This is a genomic window from Kitasatospora sp. NPDC022856, from assembly GCF_055561235.1.
Genome location: NZ_JBVHHE010000003.1, coordinates 330,705 through 346,262, shown reverse-complemented (window position 1 = coordinate 346,262; position 15,558 = coordinate 330,705). Strand labels below are relative to the sequence as shown.

The 15,558-nt window shown below is 72.6% G+C and carries 9 protein-coding genes; 7 read left to right on the top strand and 2 right to left on the bottom strand.

The genetic code is table 11. The annotated features are described in order from the left end of the window. The first annotated feature begins 191 nt into the window (after positions 1 to 191). The 7 genes from ACZ34W_RS06415 (at position 192) to pyk (ending at position 13,359) form a co-directional block, all read left to right on the top strand. A complete protein-coding gene (locus tag ACZ34W_RS06415) occupies positions 192 to 2,147 on the top strand; it encodes an alpha-1,4-glucan--maltose-1-phosphate maltosyltransferase (protein WP_465602192.1) in 1,956 nt (651 codons plus the stop codon). Continuing rightward, a complete protein-coding gene (gene treS, locus ACZ34W_RS06410; RefSeq protein ID WP_329489659.1) occupies positions 2,144 to 3,868 on the top strand; it encodes a maltose alpha-D-glucosyltransferase in 1,725 nt (574 codons plus the stop codon). The genes ACZ34W_RS06415 and treS overlap by 4 nt, the downstream gene beginning before the upstream one ends. Positions 3,869 to 4,107: 239 nt before the next feature. After that, a complete protein-coding gene (locus ACZ34W_RS06405; RefSeq protein ID WP_465602162.1) occupies positions 4,108 to 5,595 on the top strand; it encodes a maltokinase N-terminal cap-like domain-containing protein in 1,488 nt (495 codons plus the stop codon). Between the two features lie 99 nt (positions 5,596 to 5,694). Further along, a complete protein-coding gene (gene glgB / locus ACZ34W_RS06400) occupies positions 5,695 to 8,220 on the top strand; it encodes a 1,4-alpha-glucan branching protein GlgB (RefSeq protein ID WP_465602159.1) in 2,526 nt (841 codons plus the stop codon). Positions 8,221 to 8,454: 234 nt separating this feature from the next. Then, positions 8,455 to 10,626, top strand: a complete 2,172-nt coding sequence (gene pta, locus ACZ34W_RS06395; protein WP_359803098.1) for a phosphate acetyltransferase — start codon at positions 8,455 to 8,457, stop codon at positions 10,624 to 10,626. Then, positions 10,623 to 11,837, top strand: a complete 1,215-nt coding sequence (locus ACZ34W_RS06390) for an acetate kinase (RefSeq protein WP_465602157.1) — start codon at positions 10,623 to 10,625, stop codon at positions 11,835 to 11,837. Before pta ends, ACZ34W_RS06390 begins: the two co-directional genes overlap by 4 nt. A gap of 94 nt (positions 11,838 to 11,931) precedes the next feature. After that, complete coding sequence (gene pyk / locus ACZ34W_RS06385; protein ID WP_329489654.1) at positions 11,932 to 13,359, top strand: pyruvate kinase; 1,428 nt, start codon at positions 11,932 to 11,934, stop codon at positions 13,357 to 13,359. Between the two features lie 75 nt (positions 13,360 to 13,434). Here the strand turns inward: pyk and ACZ34W_RS06380 are convergent, their stop codons facing one another. Together ACZ34W_RS06380 and ACZ34W_RS06375 are read right to left on the bottom strand one after the other, a co-directional pair. Further along, a complete protein-coding gene (locus ACZ34W_RS06380) occupies positions 13,435 to 14,847 on the bottom strand; it encodes a hypothetical protein (protein ID WP_465602154.1) in 1,413 nt (470 codons plus the stop codon). Then, positions 14,844 to 15,470, bottom strand: a complete 627-nt coding sequence (locus tag ACZ34W_RS06375; protein WP_465602152.1) for a DUF6114 domain-containing protein — start codon at positions 15,468 to 15,470, stop codon at positions 14,844 to 14,846. Before ACZ34W_RS06375 ends, ACZ34W_RS06380 begins: the two co-directional genes overlap by 4 nt. Positions 15,471 to 15,558: the final 88 nt, after the last annotated feature.

Genomic DNA, 15,558 nt, shown 5'->3' with positions numbered 1-15,558 from the left:
GCACCGGGACGATCGCCGGCTCCGGAACGGGCGCCGCCGCGAAGGCCGGCCCGGCACCCCGGCGGGCACCCGCCCGCACCACGGCCACCGGCGGGTCCGCGACCGGACCCGCCGCCAAGCCGGCCGCCAAGACCGCCGCCAAGACCCCAGCCCGCAAGCCAGCCGCCCGCAAGACGACAGAGAGCGACACCGTGATCGGCCGCATCCCCGTCCTGGACGTCAGCCCCCTCGTCGACGCCGGCCGTCGCCCGGCCAAGGCGGTGGTCGGCGAGACCTTCGCGGTCACCGCCACCGTGTTCCGCGAGGGCCACGACGCGGTGAACGCCAACGTCGTCCTGCGCGACCCGCGCGGCCGCAGCGGCCCGTGGACGCCGATGCGCGAACTCGCCGAGGGCACCGACCGCTGGGGCGCGCAGGTCACTCCGACCGCGCCCGGCCGCTGGTCCTACCTGGTGGAGGCGTGGAGCGACCCGCTGGCCACCTGGCGCAAGGTGGCCGCGGTGAAGCTGCCCGCCGGGATCGACACCGCGCTGGTGCTGGAGGAGGGCGCGCTGCTGCTGGAGCGGGCCGCGGGCGGCGTGCCGAAGAAGGAGGGCCGGGCGCACATCCTGGCCGCGGTGGACGCCCTGCGCGACGCCGGTCTGCCGCCGCTGTCCCGGCTGGCCGCGGCGCTCGCGCCCGAGGTGCTCGACCTGCTGGCCCGCTACCCGCTGCGCGAACTGGTGAGCGCCTCCCGCCCGCTGCCGCTCCAGGTGGACCGCGAGCGCGCGCTGTACGGCTCCTGGTACGAGTTCTTCCCCCGCTCGGAGGGCGCGGTGGTCGACCCCTCCGGCGTCGAGCCGCCGCGCTCGGGCACCCTGCGCACCGCCGCCGAGCGGCTGCCCGCCGTCGCCGCGATGGGCTTCGACGTGGTCTACCTGCCGCCGGTCCACCCGATCGGGCGAGCCTTCCGCAAGGGGCCGGACAACAGCCTGACGGCCGGTCCGCACGACGTCGGCTCACCCTGGGCGATCGGCTCGCCGGAGGGCGGCCACGACGCCGTCCACCCGGACCTCGGCACCATCGAGGATTTCGACCACTTCGTCGCCGAGGCCGCGGCGCTGCACCTGGAGGTGGCCCTGGACTTCGCGCTGCAGTGCTCGCCGGACCACCCCTGGGTCAACAAGCACCCGGAGTGGTTCAGCCACCGCGCCGACGGCACCATCGCCTATGCCGAGAACCCCCCGAAGAAGTACCAGGACATTTATCCGATCAACTTCGATCAGGACATGGACGGAATCGTCAAGGAAACCCTCCGGGTCCTGCGGTTCTGGATGAGCCACGGCGTGCGGATCTTCCGGGTCGACAACCCGCACACCAAGCCGGTGCTGTTCTGGGAGAAGGTGCTCGCCGACATCGCCCGCACCGATCCGGACGTGGTCTTCCTGGCCGAGGCCTTCACCCGGCCGGCGATGATGCACACCCTCGGGAAGATCGGCTTCCACCAGTCGTACACGTACTTCACCTGGCGCACCACCAAACAGGAGCTCACCGAATACCTCTCCGAGCTCGCCGGCGACGCCGCCTCCTACATGCGGCCCAACTTCTTCGCCAACACCCCGGACATCCTGCACGAGTACCTGCAGACCGGCGGCCGGGCGGCGTTCGCGATCCGTGCCGTACTGGCCGCCACCCTCTCCCCCAGCTACGGCGTCTACGCCGGCTTCGAGCTGTACGAGAACGAGCCGGCCCACCCGGGCTCGGAGGAGTACCTGCACTCCGAGAAGTACGAACTGCGACCCCGCGACTGGACCCGCACCGACTCCCTGGCCCCGCTGCTCACCGTGCTGAACCGGCTGCGCCGCCGGCACCCCTCGCTCCAGCAGCTGCGCGGCCTGCGCTTCCACCCGACCGACAACGACCAGGTACTCGCCTTCTCCAAGACCGCCACCACGCCCGAGGGCCTGACCGACCACGTCATCACGGTCGTCAACCTCGACCCGCACCACGCCCAGGAGGCCACCGTCACCCTCGACGGGGACGGCCCGTTCGCGGTGCACGACGAGCTCACCGGCGCCGCCTACACCTGGGGCCGGCACAACTACGTCCGGCTCGATCCCTCAGCCGAGCCGGCTCACCTCCTCACGGTTCGGAGGAACCCAGCGTGACAGTGAACGAGCCCGTCCCCGACACCTTCCCCGAGACCTCGAAGAAGAACCTGGACCCCGAGTGGTTCAAACGTGCGGTCTTCTACGAGGTGCTGGTGCGGTCCTTCCAGGACAGCAACGGCGACGGGATCGGGGACCTCAGGGGGCTCACGTCCAAGCTCGACTACCTCCAGTGGCTCGGGGTCGACTGCCTCTGGCTGCCGCCGTTCTTCGCCTCGCCGCTGCGCGACGGCGGGTACGACGTCGCGGACTACAAGTCGGTCCTGCCGGAGTTCGGCGACCTCGCCGACTTCATGGAGTTCGTCGACGCCGCGCACCTGCGCGGCATGCGCGTGGTCATCGACTTCGTGATGAACCACACCAGCGACCAGCACCCCTGGTTCCAGGCCTCCCGGGAGGACCCGGACGGCCCGTACGGCGACTTCTACATGTGGGCCGACGACGACAAGCAGTACCCGGACGCCCGGATCATCTTCGTCGACACCGAGACGTCCAACTGGACCTACGACCCGGTGCGCAAGCAGTACTTCTGGCACCGGTTCTTCTCCCACCAGCCGGACCTCAACTACGACAACCCCCGCGTCCAGGACGAGATGATCGCCGGGCTGCGGTTCTGGCTCGACCTCGGCATCGACGGCTTCCGGCTGGACGCCGTGCCGTACCTGTTCGCCCGCGAGGGCACCAACTGCGAGAACCTGCCGGAGACGCACGAGTTCCTCCAGCGGGTCCGCAAGGAGATCGACGCCGACTACCCCGACACCGTGCTGCTCGCCGAGGCCAACCAGTGGCCGGAGGACGTCGTCGACTACTTCGGCGACTTCGCCTCCGGCGGCGACGAGTGCCACATGGCGTTCCACTTCCCGGTGATGCCGCGCATCTTCATGGCGGTCCGCCGGGAGTCCCGCTACCCGGTGTCGGAGATCCTCGCCAAGACCCCGCGCATCCCGCACGGCTGCCAGTGGGGCATCTTCCTGCGCAACCACGACGAGCTGACCCTGGAGATGGTCACCGACGAGGAGCGCGACTACATGTACGCGGAGTACGCCAAGGACCCCCGGATGCGCGCCAACGTGGGCATCCGCCGCCGGCTCGCCCCGCTGCTGGAGAACGACCGCAACCAGATCGAGCTGTTCACCGCCCTGCTGCTCTCCCTGCCGGGCTCCCCGGTGCTCTACTACGGGGACGAGATCGGCATGGGCGACAACATCTGGCTGGGCGACCGGGACGGCGTGCGCACGCCGATGCAGTGGACCCCGGACCGCAACGCGGGTTTCTCGTCCGCCGACCCGGGCAGGCTCAGTCTGCCGCCCATCATGGATCCGGTGTACGGCTACCAGGTGACCAACGTCGAGGCGCAGCAGAGCAGTTCGAGTTCACTGCTGCACTGGACGCGTCGCATGATCGAGATCCGCAAGCTCAACTCGGCGTTCGGCCTCGGCACCTACACCGAGCTGCCCTCCAGCAATCCCGCGGTACTGGCCTTCGTGCGGGAGCACGAGGGCGACCTGGTCATGTGCGTGAACAACTTCTCGCGGTTCGCGCAGCCGACCGAACTCGACCTGCGGCAGTTCGGAGGGCGGTACCCGGTCGAGCTGATCGGCGGGGTGCGCTTCCCCTCGATCGGTGAGTGGCCGTACCTGCTCACGCTCGCCGGGCACGGCTTCTACTGGTTCCAGCTCCGGCAGCCCCCGCGCCTCAGCAGCGCCAGGCGATCGAAGTAACGATCCGTCAGGAGCACCCGTTCCACCAAACCCTCCGGGGGCGCGAGAGTTGAACACCCCGCGCCCCCGGAGGTCTCTGCACCACCGCGTACGGAGAACAGCCCAACGGCCACTTACACGAAGGCGTGACACCTGAGCACCGCTCGCGTGCCGTCGCCGCCGCGCCGCCGAAATCCGGAAGACTGACGGACCCGGCCAGACCCGTCGGGCAGTCCGCCCGCTTCCGGGGAAAGGGAGTCATGTCCGAAACCTCCCGTTCTCAAGCCGATCTGCACCGCGACACCCCCACCGGCCCCGCGCCGGTGGGCTCCCGCGGCGCCGCGGCCCGGAGAACCGCTCCGGGGGTCAGCGAACTCGTCCAGGCGGCCCTGCCCCTGATCGCCGAGTGGCTCCCCACCCAGCGCTGGTACGCCGGCAAGGGACGGCCCATCACCGGCCTCACCCCCGTGGTCGGCACCCCGCTCCAGGTCGGCGACCCGGCCCTGCTGCACCTGCTGCTGCGGGTCGAGCACGCCACCACCGCGGGCGCACCGCACGGGGACATCTACCAGCTGCTGCTCGGCATCCGCTCCGCGGGGACGGCCGACATCGAGCCGAGCGCCGTCCTCGGCCGGCTCAGCCAGGGCCCGTACGACGGCGCGGCGCTCTACGACGCGGTGCACGATCCCGAGCTGACCGGGCGGCTGCTGGAGCACCTGGCCACCGGCGACCGGTTCGGCTCGCTGTCGTTCCGCCGCACCCCCGGCTCCGGGCTGCCCACCAACCTGCCCGGTCGCGCCTCCACCGCGGAGCAGTCCAACAGCTCGGTCATCTACGGCACCGCGTACATCCTCAAGCTCTTCCGCCGCATCCACCCCGGCACCAACCCCGACCTGGAGCTGTCGCTGGCGCTCTCGCGGGCCGGCTCCACCCGGATCCCCCGGGTCGCGGCCTGGTTCGAGAGCCGGCTGGAGCGCGCGGAACCGGCCACTCTCGGCCTGCTCCAGCGCTACCTGCCGGAGGCCGAGGACGGCTGGGAGCTGGCCCTGGACCAGGTCGGCCGGCTCAAGGGCGACCCGTCCCCCGGCAACTTCGCGATCGAGGCGCACCGGCTCGGCCGGGCCACCGCCGAGGTCCACCGGGTCCTGGCGCGCTCGATGCCGGTCGCCCGGCTGGACCGCACCCAGACCCGGCAGCTGGCGACCGCGATGGCCGACCGGCTGGACAGCGCGGTGGCCGCCGTGCCCGGGCTGCTCCGCTACCGGTCCGCCCTGCGCGCCGCCTTCCAGCAGCTCGCCGACGCCCACCCGGACGGCATGCCGGTCCAGCGGATCCACGGCGACCTCCACCTCGGACAGGCCATGCGGACCCCGCACGGCTGGGTGCTGCTGGACTTCGAGGGCGAGCCGGCCAAGTCCGTCGCCGAGCGGCGCGAACCGCAGACCGCGCTGCGCGACGTCGCCGCGATGCTCCGCTCCTTCGACTACGCGGCCGCCCACCTGCTGGCCGGCGCACCGCCCGACCCGGAGCTGGCCCACCTCGCCGCCGCCTGGGCCCAGCGCAACCGCACCGCCTTCTGCGCCGGCTACACCGCCGGCGGCGGCACCGACCCGGCCGCCTCGCCCGAGCTGATGCGCGCCCTGGAGATCGACAAGGCGGTGTACGAGGTGGTCTACGAGGCCCGCCACCGGCCCGGCTGGCTGCCGATCCCGCTGGCCGCGATCAACCGGCTGGCCCTGACCGTCTGAGGGCCCCGCCAGACCGGCTCCGCACCCGCCCCCGCCCCCGAGAACGCCCGCCCGCCACCGACGCCCCCGGCCACCCCGATTCCGCAGGAGGACCACGCCGTGACGCCGCTCGACCCGCCCGGCCGCACCCCCCGTACCGTGCCTGCCACCTTCCTGGCGGGCCCGGACTCCGCCCAGCGCGAGCCCTCGGCGGCCCGGCGGGCCGAACCGCGCCGCCCGGCGCCCGACGGCGGCCCGGACGGCGCCGCCCGGGCGGCCACGAACGCGGCCACGGACCCGGCCAGCAACACCGCCGGCGACGCGGCCGCAGACGCCGCGGGGAGCGCCCCCGACGGAACCCCTGCCGCCGCTGCCGCCCCCGCCGCCCCCATCGCCCCCGTCGCCGCCCCGGAGGGCCTCCCCGACGGACCGGCCGCCCCGCCCGGGGCGCTGCGGCTGCCCGAGGCACCGCTGCCGCCGAGCGAGGTGGACCGGCTGGTCGGCGGCATGCACCACGACCCGCACGGCCTGCTCGGCGCCCACCCGGTGCACGGCGGCACCGCGATCCGGGTGCTGCGCCCGTTCGCCGAACGGGTCGTGGTGGAGACCGCGCACGGCCCCGCCGAGCTCACCCACCAGCAGAACGGCCTCTTCACCGGCCTGCTGGCCGGCACCGAGGTGCCCGACTACCGGCTGCTGGTCAGCTACCCCGGCAGCGAGCCGCTCAGCCAGCACGACGGCTACCGCATCGCGCCCACCCTCGGCGAGCTGGACCTGCACCTGATCTCCGAGGGCCGGCACGAGCAGCTCTGGCGGGCCCTCGGCTCGCACGTGCGCACCGTCGACGGGGTGCCCGGCACCGCCTTCGCGGTCTGGGCGCCGAACGCGGCGGGCGTCCGGCTGATCGGGGACTTCAACCACTGGGACGGCACCGCGCACCCGATGCGCTCGCTCGGCTCCTCCGGCGTCTGGGAGCTGTTCGTCCCGGGCCTGGCCGAGGGCACCCAGTACAAGTACGAGATCCACACCCGGCAGGGCTGGGTGCTCGACAAGGCCGACCCGCTGGCCCGGGCCGCGCAGTGCCCGCCGGGCACCGCCTCGGTCGTCACCTCCTCCTCCTACCGCTGGCAGGACGACGAGTGGATGGAGCGCCGGGCCCGCGCCGCGCACCACCGGGCGCCGATGTCGGTCTACGAGCTGCACCTGCCGTCCTGGCGGCCCGACCTCACCAGCTACCGGGCGATCGCCGAAGAACTGCCCGGCTACCTCAAGGAGTTGAACTTCACCCACGTGGAGTTCATGCCGGTGATGGAACACCCCTTCGGCGGCTCCTGGGGCTACCAGGTCTCCGGCTACTACGCCCCCACCGCCCGGCTCGGCAGCCCCGACGACTTCCGCCACCTGGTCGACACCCTGCACCGGCACGGCATCGGCGTGATCGTCGACTGGGTGCCCGCGCACTTCCCCAAGGACGACTTCGCCCTCGCCCGCTTCGACGGCGAGCCGCTGTACGAGCCGGCCGACCCGCTGCGCGCGGAGCACCCCGACTGGGGCACCCTGGAGTTCGACTACGGCCGCACCGAGGTGCGCAACTTCCTGGTCGCCAACGCGGTGTACTGGTGCGAGGAGTTCCACATCGACGGCCTGCGGGTGGACGCCGTCGCCTCGATGCTCTACCTCGACTACTCCCGCGAGGGCGGCGCCTGGACGCCCAACCAGTACGGCGGCCGGGAGAACCTGGACGCGGCCGCCTTCCTCCAGGAGATGAACGCCACCGTCTACCGGCGCTGCCCCGGCGTGCTCACCATCGCCGAGGAGTCGACCGCCTGGGAGGGCGTCACCCGGCCCACCGACAGCGGCGGCCTGGGCTTCGGCCTGAAGTGGAACATGGGCTGGATGCACGACTCGCTGGTCTACATGTCCAAGGAGCCGGTGCACCGCAAGTACCACCACAACGAGATCACCTTCTCGATGGTGTACGCCTACTCCGAGAACTACGTGCTGCCGATCTCGCACGACGAGGTGGTGCACGGCAAGCAGGCGCTGGTCTCCAAGATGCCCGGCGACTGGTGGCAGCAGCGCGCCAACCAGCGCGCCTACCTAGGCTTCATGTGGGCCCACCCGGGCAAGCAACTCCTGTTCATGGGGCAGGAGTTCGCCCAGGGGTCGGAGTGGGACCACGAGCAGGGCCCGCAGTGGTGGGTGCTCGACGAGCAGTCCTGGCCGGCCGCCGGGGAGCACCTCGGGATGCGCCGGCTGGTCCGCGACCTCAACCGCCGCTACCTCGACGCCCCGGCGCTCTGGGAGCAGGACACCACGCCGGACGGCTTCCGCTGGCTGGACGGCGGCGCGGCCGAGGACAACCTGCTCTCCTTCGTCCGGTACGCCGCCGACGGCTCCCCGCTCGTCGCGGTCTGCAACTTCTCCCCCGTCGTGCGGCACGGCCACCGGGTCGGCCTGCCCGCCCTCGACGGCCGCGAGCAGCTCTGGGAGGAGGTGCTGAACACCGACGCCGAGACCTACGGCGGCGCCGGCGTCGGCAACTCCCACCCGGTGAAGACCGAGTCCGTCCCCTGGAACGACCAGCCCCGCAGCGCCGAACTCGTCCTGCCGCCCCTCGCCACCGTCTGGCTCCGCCCGGCCTGAGCACGCCCGGTCGGTGCCGGGCCGTCGTGCCCGGCACCGACCGGCCCCCAGGCTCCCCGCCGGAGGCCGAGGGCTACCGCGGCTCCAACCCGTCGCGGGCTGACCCCCGGCCCGTCCCGACGTGACCTTCGTCCCTTGCCCCGGCCGGGGCACTCTGCTCGCGGACGTCCGTTCCCGGTGCGAAGGTATGGTCGATATGACCATCCTCTGAGACGACGGGACGGAGAGACCCACGTGGCGCGCAGCGTGTACGTGACCGGGATCGACCGAGGGGACGGCCGGCAGGCCGTCGAACTCGGGGTCATGGAACTGCTCACCCGCCAGGTGGACCGGGTCGGGGTGTTCCGGCCGCTGGTGCACGCGCACGCGCCCGGCGAGCGGGGCTCCGACCACGTCGTCGAGCTGCTGCGCACCCGCTACCGGGTCGACCTGCCCACCGCCGAGCTGTACGGGCTCACCTACGAGGAGGCGGCCGCCCTGCAGGCCGCCCAGGGCCAGGACGAGCTGGTCTCCACCCTCGTCGACCGGTTCCGGGCGCTGGAGCGGCGCTGCCAGGCGGTGCTGGTACTGGGCACCGACTTCGCGGACACCAACATCCCCGACGAGCTGGCCTTCAACGCCCGCCTCGCCAACGAGTTCGGCGCCGCCGTGCTGCCGGTGGTCGGCGGCCACTCCGAGGACCCGGCGGCGGTGATCGCCGAGGTCCGCAACGCCCACCGCGCCTACACCGACCTCGGCTGCGAGACCCTCGCGATGGTCGCCAACCGGGTCGCGCCCGGCGCCAAGCAGCGGATCCAGCGCACCCTCGGCGAGAAGCTGCCGATCCCCGCGTACGTCATCCCCGAGGAGCCGGCGCTGGCCGCGCCGACCGTCGCCCAGCTGGTCGAGGCCACCGGCGCCGAGGTCCTGACCGGGGACGCGGCCGGGCTGGCCCGGGACGTCCGCGGCTTCGTCTTCGGCGGCGCCATGCTGCCGACCTTCCTGGACGCGCTGACCGAGGGCGCCCTGGTGGTCACCCCCGGGGACCGCGCCGACCTGCTGATCGGCTCGCTGGCCGCGCACGCCGCCGGCGCCCCGCCGATCGCCGGCGTGCTGCTGACGCTCGGCCAGCACCCCGGCCCGAACGTGATGGCGCTGGCCGCCCGGCTGGCCCCCGGCACTCCGGTCGCCGTCGTCCCCGAGGGCAGCTGGATCACCGCCGCCGCCCTGACCCATCTGGAGGGCAAGCTCACCTCGGCCAGCCCGCGGAAGGCCGAGATCGCCCTGGGCCTCTTCGAACTCCACGTGGACACGGCCGAGTTGACCAACCGGATCGAGGTCGGCCGGTCCGAGCGGGTCACCCCGATGATGTTCGAGCACGCGCTGCTGGAGCGGGCCCGGGGCGCCCGCCGGCACGTGGTCCTCCCGGAGGGCGCCGAGGAACGGGTGCTGCGCGCCGCCGAGGTGCTGCTCCGCCGCAACATCTGCGACCTCACCCTCCTCGGCGACCCCGACACCGTCCGCCGCAAGGCCGCCGCCCTCGGCATCGACCTCCCGCAGGAGGACCCGGCGGCCGACCGCGCCCAGGTCCGGATCGTCGACCCGGCGACCAGCCCGCTGCGCCGCCAGTTCGCCGAGCTGTACGCCCGGCTGCGCGCCCACAAGGGCATGACCGTGGAGCTGGCGCTGGACGTCGTCACGGACGTCAGCTACTTCGGCACCCTGATGGTCCAGGAGGGCATCGCCGACGGCATGGTCTCCGGCGCGGTGCACTCCACCGCCGCCACCATCCGGCCCGCCTTCGAGGTGATCAAGACCGCGCCGGGCGCCGCGATCGTCTCCTCGGTCTTCTTCATGTGCCTCGCCGACAAGGTGCTGGTCTACGGCGACTGCGCGGTCAATCCCGACCCGGACGCCCAGCAACTGGCCGACATCGCCATCCAGTCCGCCGCCACCGCCGCCCAGTTCGGCGTGGAGCCCCGGGTCGCGATGCTCTCCTACTCCACCGGCACCTCCGGCTCCGGCGCCGACGTCGACAAGGTCCGCAAGGCGACCGAGCTGGTCCGCGCGCTGCGCCCGGACATCCTGGTCGAGGGCCCGATCCAGTACGACGCGGCGGTGGACGCCCATGTCGCGGCCACCAAACTGCCCGGCTCGCCGGTGGCAGGCCGGGCCACCGTGCTGATCTTCCCGGACCTCAACACCGGCAACAACACCTACAAGGCGGTCCAGCGCTCGGCCGGCGCGGTGGCGGTCGGCCCGGTCCTCCAGGGGCTGCGCAAGCCCGTCAACGACCTCTCGCGCGGCGCGCTGGTCGAGGACATCGTCAACACCGTCGCGATCACCGCCATCCAGTCGCAGGAACACGGCGGGCCGCAGGGCCCGGCCACCCCCTCGCAGGACCGCACCGAAGGAGTCCGGGCATGAGTGAAGGCACCCGCGTCCTGGTCCTGAACGCCGGCTCCTCGTCGGTCAAGTACCAGCTGATCGACATGCTGGACGGCGCCCGGCTGGCCTCCGGCCTGGTCGAGCGGATCGGCGAGGCGAACGGCCGGCTGGTGCACGCCCCGCGCTCCAGGGAGCGGCGCGAGGCGCTCCAGGTCTTCCCCGACCACTCCGCCGCCCTGAAGGCCGTCGCCGAGGAGCTGGCCGCCGACGGCACCGGGCTGGACTCCCCCGAGCTGGCCGCGATCGGCCACCGGGTGGTCCACGGCGGGCTGCGGTTCACCGAGCCGACGGTGATCACCGAGGAGGTGCTGACCGAGATCCGCCGGCTGATCCCGGTCGCGCCGCTGCACAACCCGGCCAACATCACCGGCATCGAGGTGGCCCGGGCGCTGCGCCCGGACCTGCCGCAGGTCGCCGTCTTCGACACCGCCTTCCACGCCTCGATGCCCGAGTACGCGGCCCGGTACGCGGTGGACAAGGCCGTCGCGGACGAGCACCGGGTGCGCCGCTACGGCTTCCACGGCACCTCGCACCAGTACGTCTCGCGGGCCACCGCCCGGCTGCTCGGCAAGGACCCGGCCGAGGTGAACGTGATCGTCCTGCACCTGGGCAACGGCGCCTCCGCCTCGGCCGTCTCCGGGGGCCGCTGCGTGGACACCTCGATGGGGCTGACCCCCCTGGAGGGCCTGGTGATGGGCACTCGTTCGGGTGATATCGACGCGGGCGTGGTGTTCCACCTGCACCGGGTCGGCGGTCTCTCGATCGACGAGATCGACGACCTGCTGAACCGCCGCAGCGGCCTGCTGGGACTGTGCGGCGACAACGACATGCGCGAGATCATGCGGCGGGCCGAGGGCGGGGACGCCGACGCCGAGCTGGCGTTCCGGGCCTACGTCCACCGGCTGCGCAAGTACATCGGCGGCTACTACGCGGTGCTCGGCCGGGTGGACGCGATCGCGTTCACGGCCGGGGTCGGCGAGAATGCGGCTCCGGTGCGGGCCGCGGCCACCGCCGGCCTGGAGGAGCTGGGCATCGTGGTGGACCCCGAGCTGAACTCGGTCCGCTCCGGCGAGGCCCGGATCATCTCGCCCGCGTACGGCCGGGTCGCGGTCGCCGTGGTCCCCACCGACGAGGAACTGGAGATCGCGCGTCAGGCCTTCGCCCTGGTGCACCGGCGGTCCGGGGGCTGAGCCGTCGTCGTCTCGCCCCTCGGGATCCTTCGTCGACGATTCCTCACGTTTCGTGCCGAATGCACCTATAACACGAACGGATAGACTGATCCATATGCGCCGAGCGAAAATTGTCTGCACCCTGGGTCCGGCGACGGACTCCTACGAACAGCTGAAGGCCATCGTCGAGGCGGGCATGAACGTCGCCCGACTGAACATGAGCCACGGCACCCACGCGGACCACGAGGAGCGGTACCACAAGGTCCGCCAGGTCTCGGAGGACACCGGCAAGGCCATCGGCGTCCTTGCCGACCTCCAGGGCCCCAAGATCCGTCTGGCCACCTTCGCCAACGGTCCGGTGACCGTCGACAACGGTGACGAGTTCATCATCACCACCGAGGACGTCCCCGGTGACCAGCACATCTGCGGGACCACCTACAAGGGCCTGCCGGGCGACGTGAAGCCCGGCGACCCGATCCTGATCAACGACGGCGTCATCGCCCTGGAGGTCGTCAGCGTCGACGGCCCGCAGGTGAAGACCGTGGTCGTCGAGGGCGGTGTGCTCTCGAACAACAAGGGCATCAACCTGCCCGGCACGGCCGTGAACGTGCCCGCGCTGTCCGAGAAGGACAAGGACGACCTGCGCTTCGCCCTGGAGCTGGGCGTCGACATGGTCGCCCTCTCCTTCGTCCGCAACGCGGACGACATCAAGGACGTCCACGAGGTCATGGACGCGGTCGGCATCCGGGTGCCGGTCATCGCCAAGATCGAGAAGCCGCAGGCCGTCGAGGCCATGGAGGAGATCGTCCTCGCCTTCGACGCCATCATGGTCGCCCGTGGCGACCTGGCCGTCGAGTACCCGCTGGAGCGGGTGCCGCTGGTCCAGAAGCGGCTCATCACGCTGGCCCGCCGCAACGCCAAGCCGGTGATCGTCGCGACCCAGATGATGGAGTCGATGATCCACGCCTCGCGGCCGACCCGCGCGGAGGTCTCCGACGTCGCCAACGCGATCCTGGACGGCACCGACGCGGTCATGCTCTCCGCCGAGTCCAGCGTCGGCAAGTACCCGGTCGAGACGGTCCGCACCATGAGCCGGATCGCCGAGAAGGCCGAGGAGGAGCTGCTCTCGCAGGGCCTCCAGCCGCTGAACCCGGGCCGCAAGCCGCGCACCCAGGGCGGTTCGATCGCCCGCGCCGCGTGCGAGCTGGGCGACTTCCTCAACGGCAAGGCGCTGGTCGCGTTCACCAAGTCCGGTGACACCGCGCGCCGGCTCTCCCGCTACCGCTCGCCGATCCCGGTGATCGCGTTCACCCCGGACAACGCCACCCGCAACCAGCTCTCGCTGAGCTGGGGCGTCGAGGCGCACGTCACCGAGCAGGTCGGCTCCACCGACGAGATGGTGGCCCAGGTCGACCGCGAGATGCTCAAGATCGGCCAGCTGGACGAGGGCGACACCGTCATCGTCACCGCCGGCTCGCCCCCCGGCGTCCCCGGCAACACCAACATGGTCCAGGTGCACCACCTGGGCACCCGGAGCGCGTAGCACCCGCCCGCGAACACGCCCGTGGGGCGGCCCCTCCTCGTCGGAGGGGCCGCCCCACGGGCGTTCTCGCCGCCGCTACTGGTTGCCGACGTACGGCTTGTCGTCGTTGTAGAGCTGCATGCCGGGGATCTTCAGCGTGCCGCCGAACTGGCCGGACTGGACCGCGGTGACACCGGTCATCTCCAGCCAGAGCGGCAGTTCGAGCTTGCCGATCAGGTCGTACAGCCACTGCGGAAGCGGCCCGTCCGGGGTCAGCGTGAGCTCGCCCAGGTCGATCGGGATCGGCAGGCCGAGCACCTTGGACAGGTGACCGGAGAGCTTCTCCACGTACATGGTGACCGGGCCCTTGCGCATCGTGGAGACCGAGCCGGGGGCGCCCTTGACGTGGAAGGTCTTGCCGTTGCCCTCAAGGGTCGACATGTCGAGGTTCTCGATGTCCACGCTGTCGACCACGAACTTCAGCACCCGCTTGGTGCCGGTCGGCGTCTGGACCTTGACCACGCCCATCAGGACGGCGTGGTTGAGGGTCAGCCGGCTGGTCTGCAGGGTCCAGTTCTGGTCCGGGACGAGGATCGCGTTGTCCGTCTTCTCCCCGGCGGCCAGGCCCTTCATCGGGACCAGGCAGTTCGGGTCCTTGCTCGGCGTGCCCGAGGCGGACGGCGTGCCCGAGGCGGACGGCGTGGCCGGGCCCGACGGCGTGGCCGACCCGGTGGCCTTCGCACCCGCGGACGGCTTGCCGCTCGCCTTGGCACCCGGCGTGCTCGCCTTGGCGCCCGGCGTGGTGGCCGCCGGGCTCGGCGTCCCCGACCCGGCGGCCGGGGGCGTGGTGGCGGCGGACGGCGCGGGCGCGACGGGCGCCTGGGTGGCGGCGGCCGGGGCCACCGCGCGGCTTCCCGCGGCGGGCGCGGTCACCGGGGCCTGGGTCGGCGCCGGAGCGGCCGTGGTGGCGGAGGCGGACGGGCTCGCCGACGCGCTCGGGTGGATCAGGTTGGTGATCCCACCGACGATGTCGTCGATCAGCCCGGCCTGGACGACGCCGCCGCCGGACCCGCCGGTGGTCGCGGACCGGACCGGGACCGAGGCCGGCGAGGACGAGGGGGCCGGGGTGCCGGGCACCGTGGTGGGCGTGCTCGTCGGAGCACCGGTCGGCGCGCTGGTCGGCGCACCGGTCGGCGTGCCCGCCGGGGTGGTCGCCGGGCTCTCCGGGAGCGGCACCGACGGACCGGGCAGCGGCGGGGGCAGCTCGCTCTTGGGCACCGGGGTCTCCGCCACCACCGGCGGCGCGGTGTCCGGCGCGGTGGCGCAGGGCTTGCCCGCCGAGGTCTCGGCGATCGCGGCGTTCGGCGTGTAGGCGGCGGCCATCAGCAGCGCGGTCGGCACCGCGGCCATCGCCAGCGCGCGGCCTCTGAGCCGGACCCGGACGGGCGTGCGGGGCGCCGCGTGCCGCCCGGAGCGCTGCTCCGCCCGCGGCTCCTGGGACCCGCTCACCGTGCCTCCTTCTGGTCACCGGTGTGCTGCGACGGGACGCCGGACCCGGCGGTACCGCCGTCGGCCGGGGCGGCCTGCGCGGGGACGGCCGGCAGCGGCGCGGTGGCGGGCTCCTCGGCGGCGAACTCCGCGGTGCCGGGCTCCTCGGACGCCGTCGACGGCAGGGTCTTGGCGCCGCCGGCGCCGGCCGCGACCGCCTCGGTCGTCGGCGCGGCCGGGTTCGGCGCCCAGGAGAGCATCAGCCCGCCGCCGATCAGACCGGGCAGCAGCGCCATGCCGAAACCGGAGAGATTGGAGACCGGGATCGAGATCAGGGTCAGCAGCGTGGTGGCGATGCCGGCGAAGAACCGGACGGCCGGCTGGAACCAGGCGGTCAGGCCCAGCACGATCAGCAGGACCCCGATGATCAATGACCCGGCACCGGCCGTGGTCGCCATGGTGACGGTCATGCCGTTCAACGCCAGCTTGGCGTACGGGAAGTACATGATCGGGACGCCGGCGATCATGGCCAGCAAGCCGCCGTAGAACGGCCGGGACCGGCGGAAGTTACGGAACACCCGACGCACCCACTGGGCGGGGTTCTCGTGCTCGGCGGGCCGGAACTCGGCAAGGGCGCTGGACACGATGCAGCTCCTCGATGGTGTGAACGAGGCGAAAAACGGGAGGGGGAGGGCCCGGGACGGCGCACGCACCGCCCCCGACCCCCCGGGT